Source organism: Erwinia sp. V71 (assembly GCF_965644245.1).
Taxonomy (GTDB): Bacteria; Pseudomonadota; Gammaproteobacteria; order Enterobacterales; family Enterobacteriaceae; genus Erwinia.
Genome location: NZ_CBFFRK010000046.1, coordinates 1 through 20,873 on the forward strand (window position 1 = coordinate 1; position 20,873 = coordinate 20,873).

At 58.5% G+C, this 20,873-nt stretch carries 9 protein-coding genes and 1 pseudogene; 7 read left to right on the forward strand and 3 right to left on the reverse strand.

All coding sequences use genetic code 11. The features are described from left to right. Positions 1-105: 105 nt before the first annotated feature. Both ACSZO1_RS11655 and galR read right to left on the reverse strand, forming a co-directional pair. Positions 106-4,021: pseudogene (locus ACSZO1_RS11655) on the reverse strand (RHS repeat-associated core domain-containing protein); the annotation flags it as partial. A gap of 151 nt (positions 4,022-4,172) precedes the next feature. Next, entirely contained in the window at positions 4,173-5,174 is a 1,002-nt protein-coding gene (galR, locus tag ACSZO1_RS11660) for an HTH-type transcriptional regulator GalR (RefSeq protein ID WP_437612685.1), read from the reverse strand. A gap of 359 nt (positions 5,175-5,533) precedes the next feature. On the opposite strand from galR, the gene ACSZO1_RS11665 reads away from it, so the two are divergent. Further along, complete coding sequence (locus ACSZO1_RS11665; RefSeq protein ID WP_437612687.1) at positions 5,534-7,816, forward strand: molybdopterin guanine dinucleotide-containing S/N-oxide reductase; 2,283 nt, start codon at positions 5,534-5,536, stop codon at positions 7,814-7,816. A gap of 215 nt (positions 7,817-8,031) precedes the next feature. Next, positions 8,032-9,747, forward strand: coding sequence for a penicillin-binding transpeptidase domain-containing protein (locus ACSZO1_RS11670; protein WP_437612689.1), 1,716 nt, complete (start codon positions 8,032-8,034; stop codon positions 9,745-9,747). Between the two features lie 90 nt (positions 9,748-9,837). Here ACSZO1_RS11670 and ACSZO1_RS11675 read toward each other — a convergent pair whose 3' ends face one another. Continuing rightward, complete coding sequence (locus ACSZO1_RS11675) at positions 9,838-10,308, reverse strand: heme-degrading domain-containing protein (RefSeq protein WP_437612691.1); 471 nt, start codon at positions 10,306-10,308, stop codon at positions 9,838-9,840. Between the two features lie 347 nt (positions 10,309-10,655). Between ACSZO1_RS11675 and ACSZO1_RS11680 the strand changes: the two genes are divergently transcribed. The 5 genes from ACSZO1_RS11680 (at position 10,656) to ACSZO1_RS11700 (ending at position 20,873) form a co-directional block, all read left to right on the forward strand. After that, positions 10,656-11,789 carry an efflux RND transporter periplasmic adaptor subunit gene (locus tag ACSZO1_RS11680; RefSeq protein ID WP_437612692.1) on the forward strand — a complete coding sequence of 378 codons (1,134 nt, stop codon included), beginning with the start codon at positions 10,656-10,658 and terminating at the stop codon, positions 11,787-11,789. A 12-nt stretch (positions 11,790-11,801) separates the two neighbouring features. After that, on the forward strand, positions 11,802-14,933 hold the full coding sequence (locus ACSZO1_RS11685; RefSeq protein ID WP_437612694.1) for an efflux RND transporter permease subunit: 3,132 nt from the start codon (positions 11,802-11,804) through the stop codon (positions 14,931-14,933). Continuing rightward, entirely contained in the window at positions 14,923-16,323 is a 1,401-nt protein-coding gene (locus tag ACSZO1_RS11690) for an efflux transporter outer membrane subunit (RefSeq protein ID WP_437612696.1), read from the forward strand. Before ACSZO1_RS11685 ends, ACSZO1_RS11690 begins: the two co-directional genes overlap by 11 nt. A gap of 144 nt (positions 16,324-16,467) precedes the next feature. Then, the gene (locus ACSZO1_RS11695; protein ID WP_437612698.1) at positions 16,468-17,703 is read left to right on the forward strand and encodes an MdtA/MuxA family multidrug efflux RND transporter periplasmic adaptor subunit; all 1,236 of its coding nucleotides are present in this window, start codon (positions 16,468-16,470) and stop codon (positions 17,701-17,703) included. Beyond that, entirely contained in the window at positions 17,700-20,873 is a 3,174-nt protein-coding gene (locus ACSZO1_RS11700; protein WP_437612700.1) for a multidrug efflux RND transporter permease subunit, read from the forward strand. Before ACSZO1_RS11695 ends, ACSZO1_RS11700 begins: the two co-directional genes overlap by 4 nt.

Sequence of the window (20,873 nt, forward strand, 5' to 3'; positions counted from 1 at the left end):
GATTCAGGCAACCGTCTGTGGTGTTTGCAGAGCTAAGATTGGCGGCTTAGCGTTGCACTTCGGAGTTGAATCCGCCTTAGACTTAGCGGCCCTAAACTCAGTTCTGCGTGTGGCTAATCCTAGCGGATCGATCCACCCCAGCGGATTCGGCGCATAAGCATACAGATTCAGCCCGCCTGCCAGCCCCACCGGATCTGGCGTAATAAATCGCCCCACCTGCGGGTCATAGTAGCGAAACAGATTATAGTGCAGCCCGGTTTCGGCGTCAGCATACTGCCCGGCGTAGCGCAGTGGCTGATGGCGCAGCGCGGAGTGGGGCATCAGCCGCTGATAACCTTCTGTCTGCCGGCTGACTTCGCCGAAGCTGCCGTACTGACCGCTCCAGCATACCGCCCCGGCTTCGTCCGTCACCTCCAGCGGTGCACCGTTCAGGTCGGTAGTGAACCAACTGAATCTCACCGCCACTTTCCTGCGCCATATGGTCGATATGCGCCAGCGGGCTCCAGTCTGCATCCGGGTCGTAAACATAGGTGATGCGACGGCCATTGGCCTGCTGCTCCTGCAACAGCCTGTAGCCCTGCCACAGAAAGCGGGTTTGCTTTACGCCACTGTTACTGGTGACCGTTTTAGCGCTGCGTCTGCCCAGCGCATCGTAATCATAGTGGGCGCTAAAATCGCCCTGCGGACCACTGCCGCTGGCGGAGATCAGCTGGTTTTCAGCATCGTAAACATAGCGCTGTTCATACAGGCCGTTGCGGCGGCGAATCAGGTTGCCCCAGGCATCGTACTGCAGAAACAGTTTCTGCCAGTGCGACAGCCGGTTACCGGGCAGCGGCGGGGCGCTATTCTCTGCGATCAGATTATCCGCCGCATCGTAGTAAAACTGCGCACTGTAAGCCTGGCGCGCTTCGCTATGGCTCAGCAGACGGCCTGCGGCATCATAGCCGTAGTGGATCTCACCGCGTAGGGTGTCGCTGACAGCGGTCAGTTCATCCGCGGCGCTGTAGCGCAAGACACGCGTCAGCCGTATTTTTTCCGGTAATGTGCTGTCATCATCGCGGATGCTGAGTTGTCCGGCTGCATCTGCGTGTTGCAGGACAGCCGTGCTGTCCATCCCGTGCTGCGTGAGAGTCGTCGTGCCGCTCAGCTCACTGCGTTGCAGGATACGCCTGTCCACGCTGTCATAGCGGCGGAAAAGCTGACGTGCGCCCTGGCGGCGTTCAGTCTCACGGTGCAGGCGGTCGCGGGTAAATTCACTCACCAGCTGATGATCAAAACGAATTGCGCTGGTATGACCGGAACCGTAATACAGCCAGCTCAGCTGCTGCCCGCCGGGAAGGGGCAGGCCGGTGAGATTGCTGAGCACATCATACTCACAGGTCAGCGCACCGTTTACGCCCGCTTCGCCTGTCAGACGGCCTGCCGCATCGCGCGTAAACGTCACCTCATCCGCAGCAATACCCAGCGCTGCGCCTGTCGTTGTCGGGATACGCTGCAGCCGGATCAGCTGCCCGGCGCGGTTATAGCGATAGTGATACTCTGCATGCTGATGGCGGCGCCCGGTCAGTCTCCCGCTGTCATCATGGCTGAACTGCTGCCAGCGGCGGGACAGATCGCCATCCGCTGACGGCTGGCCATCTTCCTGTACGGCGCTGAGAAAACCGCGTTCATCCCATTGCAGCTGGCGTGAGGTATCATCCGGGCGCGTTTCGCTTAGCAGATGGCCGGTGGCGTCATAAGTAAAACGATATTCGCCGCCATTGCCATTCTCCAGCCGCAGCAGGTTGCCGCGCGGATCGTAATGCCAGCGGCGGGTGTGGCCGTTGCGATCGGTCTGGCAAAGCGGCTGACCGGCGGCGTTAAATTGCCAGCGCATTTCGCTGCCAGCGGCATCGCGCCAGGTGCAGAGCTGGCCGTGAGTGTTCCAGTGAAACACCTCGCGGCGGTCATCGGCATAGATGATGGCGCACAGTTGCCCGGCATTATTCCACTCACGGCGTGTGATATGGCCTTCGGCATTCTCGCTGCTGATCAACTGGCCGAAACGGTCATAAACAAAGCGGCTGACGCTGCCGGAACAGTCTGTGTGCTGTGTCAGCCGTCCCTGATGGTTCCATTTCAGGTGCACTTCGCCGCCAGCGGCATCGGTGATGCTGTCCGGCAGTGTCTCTTCGTTGTCAGGATAGTGGTACGTGGTGCTGTGATTCAGTGCATCGGTGACGGACAGCAGACGGCCCTGCAGATCGTAGCGGTTATGCACGCAGGTATTGTCAGGGTGTCTGGTGCGAGTCAGGCAGTCCGTCAGACGGAACCACTGATACGAAGTGCGGCGACCGGTCGGGTCGGTTTCCTCTGTCATGCGCCCATAGCGATCCCACTGGCTGTGCCGCATTGCGCCACCGGGCAGGATCACATCGCACAGTTCTCCCTGCTCATACAGCAGCGTGGTCTGGCGGCCGTCAAAATCGATAAAGCGCGCGACATGTTCATCGTCGTCCACCAGCCAGTGCGCCTGTGCGCCGTCATCGCGCATGGCGCGGCGCGCACCGCGGGCAAAGTCGTATTCAAAGCACAGTTGCTCGCCGCCACTGTGGCGGAAGGCCACCACGCGCGGCAGCTGATCAATGTGCTGCCACTGGTATTCACTGAGCAGCCCGCTGGCGTCTTCATGAGCGCTCATCAGGCCATCCTGCCAGCGGTAGCGTCTGCGCACGCTACCGCCCCGGCCAGTGACCATCACCAGCTGGTGCTGCTCATCATAAGCGTAACTAACCAGGCAGATCTCATCATCCAGCCAGACACCGGTCAGGCGATGGTGCTGATAACGACAGACCACGCGCTGCCCGGCGCTGTCGGTCAGCGCGTCCAGCGTGTTATCCGCGTTCCAGGTAAACAGAATATCGTTACCGCAACGGTCGGCAAGGCGCAGCGGTAGCGAGGGGGCGTCATCGCGCAGCGGCGGATAGTACCAGCGTTCACCGCTGATGTCGTACAGCGACCAGCTGCCATCCTGGTGATGTTCCAGCCAGCACTTTTCGGCATCGCAGAAGGTTCGTCTGCCGCGCGGCACCTGCGGGAACGCGACATAATCGCCGGACGGGGCGCGCCACACCAGCCCGCTGCCGTAACGCTCCAGCCGGGTTTCCCAGAACAGACTCCAGCCACGCCCGAGCACGCTGTCACCGGGGTTGCCGCTGCGCCAGTAACGTTGCCAGCGCACCGGCAGCCGTGACGGCAGCACAAAGTCGAGTTCGTCATCGCCGTCGAGGAATTTCTGTCCGCTGACAATATCTACCGGGCGGGCGACAATCCCGATGGCTGCGGCAGCGGTCATCAGCGCGCCGGCACGGCAAAGAAGACGTCCGAGCGCGTTAATTCCCGGCAGTTTGCTGAGTACCTGCGCCAGTGCTCCGGCGTGTGCCGCTGCGCCGCCAGTACCCAGCAGGCCGCTAAACAGCAGCGTCAGATCCGAGGCCTGATACAGCCACTCCGGTACTTCTGGCGTAATGTCTGACGTTCTGACCGACGGGCCGCCAATTCGTACATTGGGCGAGCCCTGGATAACCCGGCCATCACAGCTGGTGCGGTCATTAATGCGTGCGGCGGGCATGCCGTTGATGGTGACGCTGGCAGCGCCTTCTGCCATATGCATCGAGTGGCCGTCATCGTCGCAGTGCACCTGACTGCGGCTGGCAATGGCGGCAGGTTTGCCGTTGATAAAGACATTCGGGGAGCCGCTGCAGATAACGCCGCGCTTGCGGACCCGGCGTTCGCCGTTGGCAGCGATACTGTTGCGTGAGGAAGTGGCGAGTTCACTGCTCAGCCAGCCGATCCCGAGGGCCGCCGCTGTCAGCAGTAAGCCGACACCAAGACAGGAAGCCGCCAGCCCGGCAACCAGTAAGACGCCGGAGACCACACCGCCCGTCGCCGCAACCGTTGCGCCGACCAGCGTACCGACCATCATCCCTGATAATGCACCTGAGTGACCGATCGCGTCACCCAGGCGTGCAGCTTCATACATAACAACGATCCTTGTCGTTAAGTGTGAGAAAAACGTGCCTGAAGAGTATGCGCCAGAGGATGGCGGTTAATTAGCCGGTCGTCAACGGCTTTTGCCAGAGATGCGAGACGGTGCAGAAAATCAGGCTGCCGCGGCCCGCGGCAGGCGTCTGTCAGCCTGGCGCGCCGACCGAATGTCGCCGCACCAGCGTCGGACTAAACATATTGGTCACCTCCGGCAGCGGCTGATTATTGGCCAGCGCTAACGCCAGCTCTGCCGCCTGCTGTGCCATGGTGACAATCGGATAACGTATGGTCGTCAGCCGCGGACGCACATAACGCGACACCAGCACATCGTCAAAGCCAATCAGTGAGATCTCTTCCGGAATGCGAATGCTGTTATCGCTCAGCACCGCCAGCGCGCCGGCGGCCATCGAATCGTTATAACAGGCCACTGCGGTAAACTGTCTGCCGCGTCCCAGCAGCTCCGTCATCGCCTGTTCCCCGCCCAGCTCATCCGGCTCACCAAATGCCACCAGCCGATCGTTACAGGGCAAACCATGCTCACGCAGCGCATCGTAATAGCCCTGCAAACGCTCTTCTGCATCGGAAATGGTATGGGTGGAGCAGATAAAACCAATCTGCTGGTGTCCCTGCTGGATCAGGTGGCGGGTTGCCAGCCAGGCACCGTAACGGTCATCCAGCGCAATGCAGCGCTGCTCAAAGCCGGGCAGGGCGCGGTTCAGCAGCACCATTCCTGGCAGCTGGTGCATTAAGCGGGCCAGCTCATCATCCGGTACTTTCTTGGCATGAACCACCAGCGCTGCGCAGCGATGACGCATCAGTTGCTCAATTGCCTGGCGCTCTTTCTCTTCATTATGGTAACCGTTACCAATCAGTAAAAAGTTGCCAGTACGCCAGGCGACTTCATCTACCGCTTTCACCATCGCGCCAAAAAAAGGATCGGACACATCGCCCACCACCAGTCCAATGGTTTCCGTCGACTGTTGCGCCAGCGCGCGCGCATTGGCGTTCGGATGGTACTGCAGCTGCTCCATAGCGCTGGTGACTGCCAGCCGGGAACTCTCGCTCGCCTTGGGTGAGTGATTGATGACGCGTGAGACCGTGGCGACAGAAACACCAGCCAGCTTTGCAACATCCTTTATGGTAGCCATCTGTTATCGTTACTTCCCGGGAAAACGTTTACACATAAATTCAGTGTTACGGAAAATGTCAGTGGGTTCAAGCGGTGAGAATGCCAGCGGCGTCGCAAAGCCGAAGGAAAAGTGCCGTGTGCCGTCGGGATTGCTGATTCAACCGTTTGCGCGATGTGGATCACATCGTGACTGACGCGGGAATAAAAAATGTTATGCTGCTATACCCTAAATAATTCAAGCTGCAGGAAGGCGGCAGGCAGGGGAATCCCCGGGAGCATAGCTAACTATGTGACTGGGGTGAGCGGGCGCAGCCAACGCACCTGCAGCTTGAATTATGACGGGTATATCAGCGCTATTCATCTGCCTGCGGAAGACTCATGACAATTAAAAAACTGCCACACCTGGCCCACTGGGGCGCGTTTACCGCCATCACCGACAACGGCAAACTGACAGGCTGCGAGCCGTTCTTCGCCGACCAGGACCCGTCTCCGATGCTGAACACCATCCCGGAGCTGGTCTATTCCGATAAGCGCATCCGTAAACCGATGGTGCGCCGCTCGTGGCTGAAGTCGCGCGAAAACAGCGACCGCACGCTGCGCGGGCGGGAAGATTTTGTTGAAGTGGACTGGGATACCGCGCTGGATCTGGTGGCGGAAGAGAATCGCCGCGTGCGCGATCGCTACGGCGCATCCGGTATCTTTAACGGTTCTTACGGCTGGTCATCCGCCGGGCGCGTCAATCATGCCCGCACCCTGATTCGTCGCTTCTACTTTACCGGTGGCGGCGGCGTCGATCAGCAGGGTAACTACAGCTGGGGCGCGGCGCAGTTCTTCCTGCCGTATGTGATTGGCACGTATATGCCGCTTACTGGCCGCGTCACAGACTGGCCGAGTGTGGTCGAACACTGTCAGCTGTTTGTCGCCTTTGGCGGCCTGGCGCTGAAAAATGCGCAGGTGGCGTCCGGCGGCGCAGGGCAGCACAGCCTGAAACCGGCATTGCAGCAACTGGCGGCCAAAGGCACGCCAGTGATCAATATCAGCCCGATGCGTGATGACTGCCCGGAATTCGTCAACGCCGAATGGATTCCGATTCGGCCGAATACTGATGTGGCGCTGATGCTGGCACTCGGCTATGAAATCGAACGACGCGGTGCGGTGGATAACGCCTTCCTCGCCTCTCACTGCGTCGGCTACCCGCAGCTGCGTGCTTACCTGACTGGCGAGAGCGACGGCATCGCCAAAACGCCAGAGTGGGCGAGTGCGATTACCGGAATTCCGGCGGCGCGTATTGCCCTGCTGGCGCAGCAGCTGATCGGCGTGCGCAGCTTTATTACCTGTTCTTACTCGGTACAGCGCGCCCATCGCGGCGAGCAGCCGTACTGGATGATGATTGCGCTGTCGTCAATGCTCGGTCAGCCAGGCCTGCCTGGGGCCGGTTTCTCCTTTGGTCATGGCTCGATGAACAGCGTCGGCAACCCGCGTCTGGAAGGCCCGGCACCGCTGATGTCGACCGGCCCGAATCCGTCCGGCCTGTCCATTCCGGTCGCGCGTATCAGCGATATGCTGCTCAATCCAGGCCAGCCTTACACTTTCCAGGGTGAAACGCTGGAATATCCGGATATCCACTTAATTCACTGGGCGGGCGGTAACCCGTTCCACCACCATCAGCAGCTGAACCGGCTGGTTGAGGGCTGGCAGCGGCCGGATACCGTGATTGTGCAGGACATCGTCTGGACGCCTGCGGCGAAGATGGCGGATATCGTGCTGCCGGTGACCACCACGCTGGAGCGCAATGATATCGGTGGCTCCTCGCGTGACCGCTTTGTGCTGGCGATGCATCAGGCGATTAAGCCACAGCACCAGGCGCGTAACGATTTCGATATTTTCGCTGATGTGGCGGAGCGTCTTGGCTACCGCGACACTTTCACTGAAAACCGCAACGAGATGCAGTGGATCGAGCACCTCTACCAGCAGTGCGCGCTGGCCCATGCCAGCAAGGGCGTACACTGGCCGGAGTTTGGTGAGTTCTGGGAGCGCGGCTTTGTCGAAGTGCCGGAAGGCGGTCCGTCGTATGTGTTTATGGAAGCGTTCCGCAACGATCCGCAGGCGCATCCGATTAAAACCGCCAGCGGCAAAATCGAGCTGTTCAGCAGCACCATTGCCGGTTATCAGCTGGAGGATTTCGCCGGTCACCCGGAATGGCGTGAACCGCAGGAGTGGCTGGGCGCAGAGATTAGCCGCGATTATCCGCTGCATATGATTTCAATCCAGCCGGGCGACCGTCTGCACAGCCAGCTGGACGGCACCGCGACGGTTCAGGCGAATAAAACCGCCGGACACGAAACGCTGTGGATGCATCCGCAGGACGCAGCACCCCGCGGCATTGCCGATGGCGATGTGATCAAAGTGAGTAATGGTCGAGGCGCGATGCTGGCCGGGGTACGACTGACCGAGGGGGTCACGCCATCGGTGGTGTTGATCTCCACCGGCGCCTGGTTTGATCCGGGCTTCGGCAAAGCGCAGTGGCGGCCATATGACCGCGCGGGTAACCCGAATGTGCTGACGCTGGATATTGGCACCTCTTCGCTGACCCAGGGGCCGAACGCTATGAGTTGCCTGGTACAGGTGGAGAAAGCGCCGCAGCCGGAAACGGTTATCTGACGGGTTTAGTAGCATAACTGCTTAAAGATCACATAGCTGGTTACACTTTGCGGATAACTGTTGCGAATCAATGATGGCGACCCATCGACGGGACTTGTTAAATTTTAAGTCCCAGAGGTATTGATGGGTGAACATCAAAAGTTTTCTTTCTTGATTACACCAACCTGCGCAGATGCGCAGGTTTTTTTTGCCCTGAAAAAATGAGCAGAGGGCGTATGCCACCACTAAAAAAATTCCTGGGTAAAGACCAGATCACTGCGCCATTTAATCCCTTCCGTTTCCGCCTGATTTGCCTCGGCGTGCTGGCCTGTATGGTGTTTCTGCTGGCGCGCGTCGCCGATCTGCAGCTGATCAATCATCCGATGCTGGAGCACGAAGCCGATCAGCGTTCACTGCGCACCGTGACACTGCCGACACCGCGCGGCACGCTGCTGGATCGTAACGGTGATGCGCTGGCGCTCAGTGTGCCAGCGCGCGATATTATCGCCGACCCGCAGCGCGTGCTGGAGGCGCATCCTGATTTCTCCAGCGCCAAATGGCAATACCTGGCGAATGCGCTCAATCAGTCGCCGGATCAGATTGCCGCGCAAATTAATGCCAACGGCGAGCGCCGTTTCCTTTATCTGGGGCGCAAAATCGAACTGGGGCTGGCGAAAGATATTGCTCAGCTGCACCTGAAAGGCATCTCAACGCAGTATGACGACAGCCGTTTTTATCCGATGAGCGAGGCGGCAGCGCCGCTACTGGGGATTGTCGGCACCGATAATCGCGGGCTGAACGGGCTGGAGCACGGGTATGACAAACTGCTGCAGGGGCAGCCTGGTTATGAGAAATATCGTCAGGATGGCGACGGCAATATTATCGCCATGATTGACTACCAGCCGCCGCAGCAGTCACCGACGGTACAGCTGAGTATTGATAAGTTTGATCAGTACACGCTGTATACCCGACTGCGTGATGGCGTACTGCTGAACAAAGCGGATTCCGGCGCAGCAGTGCTGATTAAAATCGATACTGGCGAGATCCTCGGTATGGCGTCGTATCCGTCATACAACCCGAATAACTTCGACAAAGTGTCACCGGCGCAGATGCGCAATGCGGCGATCAATGACAGCTATGAACCCGGCTCGACGGTCAAACCGCTGGTGGTGATGGAAGGGCTGGAGCGCAAGCTGGTGCGCCCGGATTCGGTGATCGACACCACGCCTTACTCGGTTAACGGTCATCTGATCCGCGATGTCGGTCACTGGCCGCGTCTGACCATGACCGGCATTCTGCAGAAATCGAGTGATATCGGCGTGTCGCATATCGCACTGGCGATGCCCGCGCAGGTGCTGGTCAACACGTACAGCAACTTTGGCCTGGGTAAACCAACCGGGCTGGGACTGACGGGGGAAAGCGTGGGCTACTTCCCGGCGCATCGTCAGCGCTGGGCAGACATCGAACGCGCCACGTTCTCGTTTGGTTATGGCCTGCGCGTCACGCCGCTGCAGATTGCCCGTGAATACGCCACCCTCGGCTCCTATGGTCTGTATCGTCCGCTGTCGATCACCAAAGTGACACCGCCGGTGCTGGGCACGCGGGTGGCGAATGCGGAGACGGTAAAAGACGTTATCCATATGATGGAGAGCGATGCGTTGCCTGGCGGCAGTGGCGTGCGTGCGGCGGTGCCCGGCTACCGGCTGGCGATTAAAACCGGTACGGCGGAAAAAATGGGGCCGGAAGGGAAGTACGATGGCGGTTATATCAACTATACCGCTGGCGTCGCGCCCGCCAGCGATCCGCAGGTGGCGCTGGTGGTGATGATCAACCACCCGACCGCGGGCGATCACTTCGGTGGTTCGGTCGCTGCGCCGGTGTTCGGCAATATTATTGGCGCGGTGTTAAAGCATATGAATATTGCGCCGGATGCCGTGGTCGGGCATGGCTGAGGTGCCGCGCTGATGTTGTGAACGCTGGCCGATCAGGATAACGGCCAGCGTCACACTCTGGTTCATCAGGGCATTCATCAGCGGCAATATTTAGTTTTTATTCAGGTACTGGCTAATCCCCCACAGTACCAGAGCATGATCCTCTGCCGAGGGTAGCCCGCTGACGCTGACCGCACCAAATACCGCAGCGGATTGATTCAGCAACGGAAAGCTGCCGCCGTGATCGCAATACTCCGCCTGATTGACAAAAGCATGCTGCGCCATACGTGAGCCGCTTTCTTCATAATGCAGCCCGGCGTACAGCGACGAGTGAGCAAGACGTAATACTGTATTGCGTTTGCGCTTCAGCCACTCCAGATTATCTGCGCTGGAGCCGGGCAGGGCGCTGAGAAACAGTGGCTGCCCGAAGGCATACACTTCAATCGCCACCGGCGCATTTTCTGCCAGTGCGCGCTGGCGGATGGCCTGCCCGATGTCCCAGGCTGCCTGGAAATCAAAATCAGCAAAAAGGTTTTCCTGTTCCTGAGCGAGTAGCTCGTCCAGTGTCAGTGCATGGCTCATTGTATGAACTCCTGTATGAACAATAAGGGGGGCAGGAGAAAAGGCTATGCTACTAAAATTAAAATTTCAATGTTTGCTTTTTATGGAAATATTGTTTTGTTTTGTGTGGAACGGATGCCGCCTGCTCAGGTGTGACTGGCTGCTGACAGTGGCACCCGATGGGGTGTTTTTTGGCCCGACGATCCTCTCGCCTGCACATTTACTCCATCTTTTGCCTAAACGACGTGTTTGGCAAATAAGCTTTACGCAATCTTAACACCGCTGTTTTTACGTCCACTTTATAATGCCTCTCTTTTGAGAATGACCATTCTCGTCATGCCATAATAACTTCAGATCGAGAGCACACCATGCAACTGAAACTCCTGTACGCGAGTTTGATTTTTTTGCTGGCCGCCTGCGACCAGACTTCATCGCCCAGCGCCACACCACAGATCCCGGAAGTGGGTGTTGTCACCCTGAAAGCTGAAGCGGTCACCCTGATGACGCAACTGCCGGGTCGTACGACGGCGGTAAGAACGGCAGAAGTGCGTCCACAGGTGAGCGGCATTATTACCAAACGCCTGTTTACCGAGGGCGGCGAAGTGAAAGCGGGCCAGCCGCTGTATCAGATCGATCCTGCCAGCTATCAGGCGACCTACGACAAAGCACTGGCGACGCTGAATAACGCCAACATGCTGGTGAAACGCTATAAGCCACTGGCGGAAGCTCATGCCATCAGCAGCCAGACCTATGATGATGCGGTGGCTTCGGCGAAAACCGCGCAGGCCGATCTCACCAGCGCCCGTGTGAATCTTAATTACACCCAGGTCCGTGCACCGATTTCCGGTCATATCGGCCGTTCGCTGTCCACTGAAGGTGCGCTGGTGACCGACGGCCAGACCAGCTACCTCACCACTATTCAGCAGCTCGATCCGATCTATGTTGACGTCAGTGAGTCGTCGCAGGATCTGCTGCGTCAGCGCCGTGCACTGGCTAACGGTCAGCTGACTGCGGCGGGCGAGAATGCAGCGGTAGTGAAACTGACACTGGAAGACGGCAGCGAATATGCGCAAACCGGCAAGCTGGAGTTCTCGGAAGTGACGGTAACGGAAAGCACCGGCACCGTGACCATGCGTGCTTCGTTCCCGAATCCGCATAACGAGCTGCTGCCGGGGATGTTTGTCCACGCCAGCTTCCCGCAGGGTATCGCCAGCGAAGGCATTCTGGTGCCGCAGCAGGCTATCGGTCATGACGTGAAGGGCAAACCGTATGTCTATGTGCTGAACAGTGACAACACGGTGGCGCAGCGCACTGTCACCACCGGTGAAATGCAGCAGGAAAACTGGCTGGTCACCTCTGGTCTGAAAGCCGGGGAAAAAGTGGTGGTCAGTGGTCTGCAGTCGATTCGCAGTGGTGCCAAAGTGAATGCGAAAGAGAGCGACACGCTCAACAGCAGCCCGGCGAACACCAATCTCACCACCACCGATCCGTCCGCACAATAAAGGGAAAAACAGATGTCGAAGTTTTTCATCGAACGCCCAATTTTTGCCTGGGTGGTGGCGATTATGGTGATGCTGGTGGGTGGGATTTCAATCCTCTCGTTGCCGGTTAACCAGTATCCCAATATCGCGCCGACGGCGATTTCCATCAGCGTGACCTATCCTGGTGCCAGCGCCGAAACCACACAGAATACTGTGGTGCAGGTGATTGAGCAGCAGCTGAACGGTATCGATAACCTGCGCTATATCGAGTCGCAAAGTAACAGCGACGGCAGCGCCAGTATTATTGTCACCTTTAATCAGGGCACTGATGCCGATACCGCGCAGGTACAGGTGCAGAACAAGGTGTCGCTGGCCGAGTCGCAGCTGCCTTCGGAAGTGACCAACCAGGGGATTAACGTCCGTAAGTATCAGGCCAACTTTATGATGGTGGTCAGCCTGATCTCCACCGACGGTAAGCTGAACAACGGCGACCTGGCGAACCTGCTGGTGTCGAAACTGGAAGATCCGATTGCCCGTACCAAAGGCGTCGGCGACTTTATGGTGATGGGTTCCGAGTACGGGATGCGTATCTGGCTCGACCCGGGCAAACTGTATAAGTACCAGCTGATCCCGAGTGATGTCAGCACGGCGATCAGCCAGCAGAACGTGCAGGTTTCCTCCGGTAAACTGGCCGGTCTGCCGACCATTCCAGGGGCGAAAACCAGCGCCACCATTATTGGTAAAACGCGACTGGAAAGCGTCGAACAGTTTAAAAATATCCTGCTGAAAGTGAACAGCGATGGTTCTCAGGTACGCCTGAAAGATGTCGCCAGTGTTGATCTGGGGCCGCAGGATTACAGCATTTCTGCCACCTATAACGGCAAAGCGTCGGCCGGTATGGCGCTGCGTCTGGCGAGTGGCGCCAACCTGCTGGATGCCACCAGTGCGGTGCGTGACAGCGTGGAAAACCTCAAAGGCAGCCTGCCGGAAGGAGTGGCGGTAGAATTCCCTTACGATACCTCGCCAGTGGTCAGCGCCTCGATTGAAGAGGTGGTGAAAACCCTGTTCGAAGCGATTGCACTGGTGTTTGTAGTGATGCTGGTGTTCCTGCAGAACCTGCGCGCCACGCTGGTGACCACCATGGTGGTGCCGGTGGTACTGCTGGGCACCTTCGGTATTCTCGCCGCCTGTGGCTACTCGATAAACATCCTGACCATGTTCGGTATGGTGCTGGCCATCGGCCTGCTGGTGGATGACGCCATCGTGGTGGTGGAGAACGTCGAGCGTGTGATGCATGAAGAGCAGCTCGATCCGAAGCAGGCGACGATCAAGTCGATGTCGCAGATCCAGGGTGCGCTGTTTGGTATTGCGCTGGTACTGTCGGCGGTTCTGCTGCCAATGGCGTTCTTCGGCGGATCGACCGGGGTGATTTATCGCCAGTTCTCGATCACCATTGTGTCGGCGATGGCGTTGTCCGTGCTGATGGCGCTGATCTTTACCCCGGCGCTGTGCGCTACCCTGCTGAAATCCAGCGCGGCGGAGCATAAAACCACGGGGCTGGCGGGCTGGTTCAACCGTAAGTTCGACAGCGGCACCCTGCACTACACCGAAGGTGTCGGCAAAGTGATTTCGCGCCGCAGCCTGTTCCTGGTGATCTACGTGGCGCTGGTGGCGGCGACCGGTTATCTGTTCACCCGCGTGCCAACCACCTTCCTGCCGGATGAGGATCAGGGGGTGATGATGGTGCAGGTTACGCTGCCAGCCAATGCCTCGGCGGAACGCACGCAGAACGTGCTGGATGAGATGACCGACTGGTTCCTGAAAAACGAAAGCGACAGCGTGAAATCGGTGTTTGCGGTTAACGGTTTCAGCTTCTCCGGCCGTGGTCAGAATAGCGGCATGGCGTTTGTGAAGCTGAAAGACTGGAGTGAGCGCGGCAGCGCCCAGTCAGTACAGGCGCTGGCCGGACGTTCTATGGCGCATTTCTCTGCCCTGAAAGACGCGAAAGTGTTTGCCATGGTGCCACCGGCGGTAATGGAGCTGGGTAATGCCACCGGCTTTGACTTCTTCCTCGAAGACACCAAAAACCAGGGGCACGATAAACTGATGGCGGCACGCAACCAGTTCCTGATGCTGGCGTCGCAGGATCATCGTCTGACCGCCACCCGTCCGAACGGCATGGAAGATGAACCGCAGTATCAGCTGGTGATTGATGATGAACGTGCCCGTGCACTGGGACTGAGCCTGGAAGATATCAACGACACGCTCTCCGCGGCGTGGGGCTCCAGCTATGTGAACCAGTTTATGTATCAGGGGCGTGTGAAAAAGGTCTATATCCAGGGTAACGCCGGTTCGCGCGTGACGCCGGAAGATCTCAACAAATGGTACTTCCGTAACAGCAGCAGCGAGATGGTGCCGTTCAGCGCCTTCGCCAGCGGCAAATGGGTCTACGGTTCACCGCGCTTTGAGCGTTTCAACGGGGTTTCTGCGGTCGAGATTATGGGTTCCCCTGCCAGCGGTTACAGCTCGGGTGAAGCGGTAGCAGCAGTGAAAGAGATTGCCGCCAAACTGCCGGACGGCTACAAGGTCGTGTGGCATGGCACCAGCTATGAAGAGCAGACTTCCGGCTCGCAGACCACGGCGCTGTACACCCTGTCGATTCTGGTGGTGTTCCTGTGTCTGGCGGCGCTGTATGAGAGTTGGGCGATTCCGTTCTCGGTACTGCTGGTGATCCCGCTCGGCGTACTCGGCACCATTGGCGCGGTACTGCTGCGCGGCCTGCAGAATGACGTCTTCTTCCAGGTGGGGCTGCTGACCACCATCGGTCTGGCGGCGAAAAACGCCATTCTGATCGTCGAATTTGCCAAAGATCTGCATGAGAAAGAGGGCAAAGGGCTGGTGGAAGCGGCGATTGAAGCGGCGAAACTGCGCATCCGCCCGATCATTATGACCTCGATGGCGTTTGTGCTCGGCGTACTGCCACTGATGATCTCGCATGGCGCGGGAGCGGGCAGCCAGCACTCCATCGGTACGGCGGTGGTGGGCGGTATGATTACCGCGACCTTCCTTGCCATCTTCTTTGTGCCGATGTTCTACGTCGTCGTCGCTCAGCGTTTTGCCGGCAAGAAAAAACTGAATTCTGAGGTTAATAAGCATGAATCATAAGACCTTCACCCTGGCTGCGCTGGCGCTGGCATTAACGGGCTGCACGCTGCAGCCGGATTACCAGCGTCCGGCGTTGCCGGTGGCTGACCACTTTGATCAGCAGAGTGGCGGCCAGCAGGGCAATGGCGCCGATATTGTCTGGCAGAACTTCTTTAACGATCCGGTGATGAAGCAGCTGATCCAGCTGGCGCTGGATAATAACCGCGACCTGCGTGTCGCGGCGTTAAATGTCGAAGTGGCGCGGGCGCAGGTACAGGTGGAACGGTCGGCGCTGACGCCGACGGTTTCCGCGGGCGTTAACGAAACCACCACCCATCTGCCGGGCAATCTGTACAGCACCAAAAGCACCGGTCCGGTGACCTATCAGCAATATGAAGCGACGCTGGGCACCACCTCCTGGGAGCTGGATTTCTTTGGCCGTCTGCGCAGCCTGCGTGACAATGCGCTGGAAAGCTATCTGGCGACTGACGCGACGCAGCGTGCCACGCGCATCAGCCTGATTGGCGAAGTGGCGTCTGGCTACCTGTCGCAGTGCTCGGATAAAGCGCTGTTGCAGCTGGCGCAGGATACGGTGAAAAGCCAGCAGGCGACGTATGACCTGACGAAACGCAGTTACGATGCCGGCGTCAGCAGCGATCAGGAGCTGGCGCAGGCGGAAACGTCGGTACGCAGCGCACAGGCGGATGTCGCTTCTTATACCCGTCAGGTGCGTCAGGATATCAACGCGTTAGGCCTGCTGGTGGGCACCAATCTGCCTGCTGATTTACTGGCGAAAGCGCAGCTGAATAAAGACTGGCACTTCCCGGACACCCCGGCCGGACTGCCATCGGATCTGCTGACCAACCGCCCGGATATTATTTCCGCCGAGCACACGCTGAAAGCTGCCAACGCCAATATCGGCGCGGCACGTGCCGCCTTCTTCCCCAGCATCAGCCTGACGGCGGCGGGGGGGTCTTACAGCAGCAGCCTCGGTCATCTGCTCGAGGGCGGCACAGCGGCCTGGTCATTCGCGCCATCGCTGAGCCTGCCTATCTTTGATGGCGGGAAAAATCAGGCTAATCTCGATGTGGCGCAGGCGCAAAAACGGATTGAAATCGCCAATTATGAAAAAGCGATTCAGACCGCGTTCCAGGAAGTGGGTGATGCGCTGGCGGGCCAGGATACCTGGAAAGATCAGCTGAAAGCGACGGAGCAGGATTTAGCGGCAAACCAGCGCTATTACCACTATGCTGAATTACGCTATCAGCAGGGCGTGGATAACTACCTGAATGTATTGATTGCGCAACGTTCACTGTATAGCGCGCAGCAATCAGCGATTACCGCTAAGCTGGGGCAGCTGAACCAGCAGGTGACGCTGTATAAAGTATTAGGTGGTGGCTGGAAATCCTGATTTATTACGGGATTATTACACTCTACGCATGGAAATTAATCTGTTATAAAGATGATAATGTGACGCAGTTCGCTCCAATTATCATTGGGACCGGCGTGCCCGGTCCCTGATTTTTCGCCTGGATGAAAGAATCAAAAGGACCTCATGACCTCGCCTGCCAAAAAATCCCGCTTGCGCCGTATTCTGCTGTTAGCTATTCCCTTGCTGATCCTCGCTGCAGTTATCTGGCGTCTGTTGCCGCATGGCGGCCCAGGCGCAGGTGGACCTGCAGGCGCGCCAGCCGGTGGTCCGCCAGGTGGGCCTGATGGCGGCAGTATGATGTTCGGCGGCACCACCGCAGTACACAGTGGTGACGTGACGGTGGCGGATGTGCCGGTCTATATCAACGCGCTGGGGACGGTAACGGCCAATGCCAGCGTGACGGTGACCAGCCGGGTTGATGGGCAACTGACTAAAGTGCTGTTCACCGAAGGCCAGCTGGTGAAAGAAGGGCAGCTGCTGGCGCAGATTGATGCCCGCAGTTATCAGGCGACACTGGCGCAGTATCAGGGCGCACTGGCAGAAAATCAGGCGCAGCTGAAAAGTGCCGAGCTGACGCTGGCGCGTTATCAGAAACTGTATGCGCAGGACTCGCTGTCACGTCAGGATCTCGACAGCCAGATTGCCACCGTGGGGCAGTATCGCGGGTCGGTTAAGTCAGACCAGGCGCAGATTGAGGCGGCCAAACTGAATATCGAGTTCGCCAGCATTACCGCACCGGTCAGCGGCCGGGTCGGTTTACGGCTGGTGGATGTCGGCAATATGGTGCACAGCAGTGATACCACGGGCATTGTCACCATTACGCAAATCCAGCCTGCGGCGGTGAAATTCAGCGTACCGCAGAGCCATATTCCGGTGCTGGCAAAAGCGCTGCATAACGGGCAGTCGCTGCCTGCCACTGCCTTTGACCAGGATGGCAGCAGCGAGCTGGAGCAGGGCACGGTGCAGTTTATGAGTAATGAGATCAATACTGATACCGGTACGGTGGAACTAAAGGCGATCTTCGCCAATCAGGACGATGCGCTGTACCCGAACCAGTTTGTGAATGTGCGCCTGCAAACCGGCACGCTGCAACAGACCACGGTGATCCCGGCGCAGGCATTGCAGCTGAGCAGCGAGGGTGATTTTGTCTACGTTATCAACAAAGACAATACCGTCAGCCGTAAAGCAGTGAAAACCGGCCCGACCTATGGTGACGATCGCCTGGCGGTACTCTCCGGTGTCAGCGCTGGCGACAAGGTGGTGACGGAAGGGATTGACCGTCTGACCAACGGCAGCAAAGTTGAAGTGGTGACGGCGCAGCAGAGCGTCGCTGCCAGCGGGAGCGCGCAGGCGCAATGAATCCTTCCCGCATCTTTATTGAGCGCCCGGTCGCCACCATCCTGCTGATGGTGGCGGTATTGCTGTCCGGGATCTTCGCTTACCGTTTACTGTCCACCTCCGCGCTGCCGCAGGTGGATTATCCGACCATTCAGGTGACCACCCTGTATCCTGGCGCCAGCCCGGATGTGATGGCCTCCTCCGTCACCGCGCCGCTGGAGCGCCAGCTGGGACAGATGTCCGGGCTGAGCCAGATGGGTTCCAGCAGTTCCAGTGGTTCTTCGGTGATTACGCTGAAGTTCTCACTGGAACTGTCGCTGGATATCGCCGAGCAGGAAGTGCAGGCGGCGATTAATGCCGCCGACAGCCTGCTGCCGAGCGATTTGCCCAATCCGCCGACCTACAAAAAGGTGAATCCGGCGGATAACGCGGTGATCTCGCTGGCGGCGACCTCCGACAATCTGCCGCTGACCAAAGTGCAGGACTTGGTGAATACCCGTATTGCGCTGAAGCTGTCGCAAATCTCCGGCGTGGGGATGGTGACGCTGGCGGGCGGTCATCAGCCAGCGATCCGCGTGCAGATGAACCCACAGGCGCTGGCCGCGCATGGCCTGACGCTGGAAGACGTGAATACGCTGATTAGCAACAGTAACGTCAATGGTTCGAAAGGCGGTTTTGACGGCAAGTATCACTCGATCACCATTGATGCCAACGATCAGCTGCGTACGGCGAAAGAGTACGGCAATCTGATCCTGACTTACCAGAACGGTTCCGCACTGCGCCTGCACGATATCGCCACCATTTCGGAGGCGGCGGAGAACAGTTACCAGTCGGCCTGGGCGAACCGCAGTCCGGCGATTGTCATCAGCGTGCAGCGCCAGCCGGGCGCCAATGTGATTGCGGTAGTGGATGCGATTAAAGCGCAACTGCCGACGCTGCAGGCGTCACTGCCGGATGGCGTGAAAGTGTCGATCCTGTCGGATCGCACCCAGACCATTCGTGCCTCGATCAGCGATGTGCAGTTTGAACTGATGCTGTCGATTGCGCTGGTGGTGATGGTCACCTTCCTGTTCCTGCGTAATATCGCCGCGACGCTGATCCCCAGCATGGCGGTGCCGCTGTCGCTGGTCGGCACTTTTGGCGTGATGTATCTGTGCGGTTTCAGCCTGAACAACCTGTCGCTGATGTCGCTGACCATCGCCACTGGTTTTGTTATCGATGATGCGATTGTGGTGGTGGAAAACATTGCCCGCCGGCTGGAAGAGGGCGAAACGCCCATGCAGGCGGCGCTGAAAGGATCGGCGCAGATCGGCTTCACCATTATTTCCCTTACCTTCTCACTGATTGCGGTACTGATCCCGCTGCTGTTTATGGGCGATGTGGTCGGGCGACTGTTCCGCGAATTCGCGATTACGCTGGCGGTGGCGATTCTGGTGTCGATGGTGGTGTCGCTGACGCTGACCCCGATGCTGTGTGCCTATATGCTGCGCCATATCCCGGAACACCGGCAGTCGCGTTTCTACCGCAAAGGCGGTGAATTCTTTGATGCACTGGTGCGCAGCTACGACCGGATGCTGACCATCGTACTGAATCACCAGCCGCTGACACTGCTGGTGGCGCTGGGTACGCTGGTACTGACCGCGCTGCTGTATCTGGTGATCCCGAAAGGCTTCTTCCCGAGCCAGGATACCGGTCTGATTCAGGGTGTCACCGTGGCGTCGCAGGATGTCTCGTTTGGCGAGATGGCGAAACGTCAGCAGCAGCTGGTGGACATTATTCTGCAGAATCCGGCGGTGGAGAGTCTGTCATCCACCGTTGGTATTGATGGCAACAACACCAGCCTGAACAGCGGTCGTTTGCAGATCAACCTGAAATCCTTCGACGAACGTGATGAGCGCGCGGATGAAGTGATGAAGGAACTGCAGCAGGCGACGCAGAAGGTGCCGGGCATTCAGCTCTATCTGCAGTCGGCGCAGGATTTGACGGTTAACGATCAGGTGACGCCAAGTCAGTATCAGTTCACGCTGGATGATGCCGACAGTGAAAATCTGGTGCAGTGGACGCCAAAACTGCTGACGGCGATGCAGCAGCGTCCGGAGTTTAACGGCGTGGTGAGCAATCTGCAGGACCAGGGCCAGGTGGCGTATGTGGAGCTGAACCGTGATGCGGCGGCACGTTACGGCATTACTGCCTCTGATGTCGACACCGCGCTGTACAACGCCTTTGGTCAGCGTCTGGTCTCCACCATCTTTACCCAGTCGAACCAGTATCGCGTGGTGCTGGAGGTGCAGCCAAAGTATCAGCAGTCACCGGCGTCGTTTGACGATATCTGGCTGGCGAGCACGCAGTCCTCTTCCAGCAGCTCAACCAGCAGCAGTTCGTCCAGCAGTTCCAGCTCCAGTACGGCATCCAGCAGCAGTAACGGTATGGTGCGTCTGACGTCGATTGCCAAAATTCATCTGCGTACCGGCTCACTGGTGAATATGCGTCTGAATCAGTTCCCGGCGGTGACCGTGTCGTTCAATCTGAACGAAGGCTATTCGCTGGAAGAGGGGCAGCAGGCGATCAGCGAGATCAGCAAGCAGCTGGCGCAGCCGGACAGCATCACCCTGCGTTATCAGGGCGAGGCGTCCTCGTTCCAGAGCGCCACCGGCAATACCCTGTGGCTGATTCTGGCGGCGCTGCTGACCATGTATGTGGTGCTGGGGGTGCTGTACGAAAGCTTTATTCATCCGGTCACCATTCTGTCCACCCTGCCATCGGCGGCGGTGGGCGCGTTGCTGACGCTGATCCTCGCGGATACCGAATTCAGCCTGATTGCGTTGATTGGCGTGATCCTGCTGATCGGCATCGTGAAAAAGAACGCGATTATGATGATCGACTTTGCGCTGGAGGCAGAGAACAAACAGCATCTCAGCCCGCGTGAGGCGATCCATCAGGCCTGTCTGCTGCGTTTCCGCCCGATTCTGATGACCACCATGGCGGCACTGCTGGGCGCACTGCCGCTGATGCTGGCGCACGGCTCGGGTGCGGAGCTGCGTCAGCCGCTGGGGCTGGTGATTGTCGGTGGTCTGATCGTCAGTCAGGTGCTGACGCTGTTCTCCACGCCAGTGATTTATCTGTGGTTCGACGGCCTGGCGCAACGCGGCAAACGCTGGATGCGTGATGCCCAACGGCGCGCGCAGGAGTAA

Bases quoted from the DNA above. Each gene is read 5' to 3' on its own strand.
- galR (WP_437612685.1), bottom strand. From the start codon at position 5,174: ATGGCTACCATAAAGGATGTTGCAAAGCTGGCTGGTGTTTCTGTCGCC.
- ACSZO1_RS11665 (WP_437612687.1), top strand. From the start codon at position 5,534: ATGACAATTAAAAAACTGCCACACCTGGCCCACTGGGGCGCGTTTACC.
- ACSZO1_RS11670 (WP_437612689.1), top strand. From the start codon at position 8,032: ATGCCACCACTAAAAAAATTCCTGGGTAAAGACCAGATCACTGCGCCA.
- ACSZO1_RS11675 (WP_437612691.1), bottom strand. From the start codon at position 10,308: ATGAGCCATGCACTGACACTGGACGAGCTACTCGCTCAGGAACAGGAA.
- ACSZO1_RS11680 (WP_437612692.1), top strand. From the start codon at position 10,656: ATGCAACTGAAACTCCTGTACGCGAGTTTGATTTTTTTGCTGGCCGCC.
- ACSZO1_RS11685 (WP_437612694.1), top strand. From the start codon at position 11,802: ATGTCGAAGTTTTTCATCGAACGCCCAATTTTTGCCTGGGTGGTGGCG.
- ACSZO1_RS11690 (WP_437612696.1), top strand. From the start codon at position 14,923: ATGAATCATAAGACCTTCACCCTGGCTGCGCTGGCGCTGGCATTAACG.
- ACSZO1_RS11695 (WP_437612698.1), top strand. From the start codon at position 16,468: ATGACCTCGCCTGCCAAAAAATCCCGCTTGCGCCGTATTCTGCTGTTA.
- ACSZO1_RS11700 (WP_437612700.1), top strand. From the start codon at position 17,700: ATGAATCCTTCCCGCATCTTTATTGAGCGCCCGGTCGCCACCATCCTG.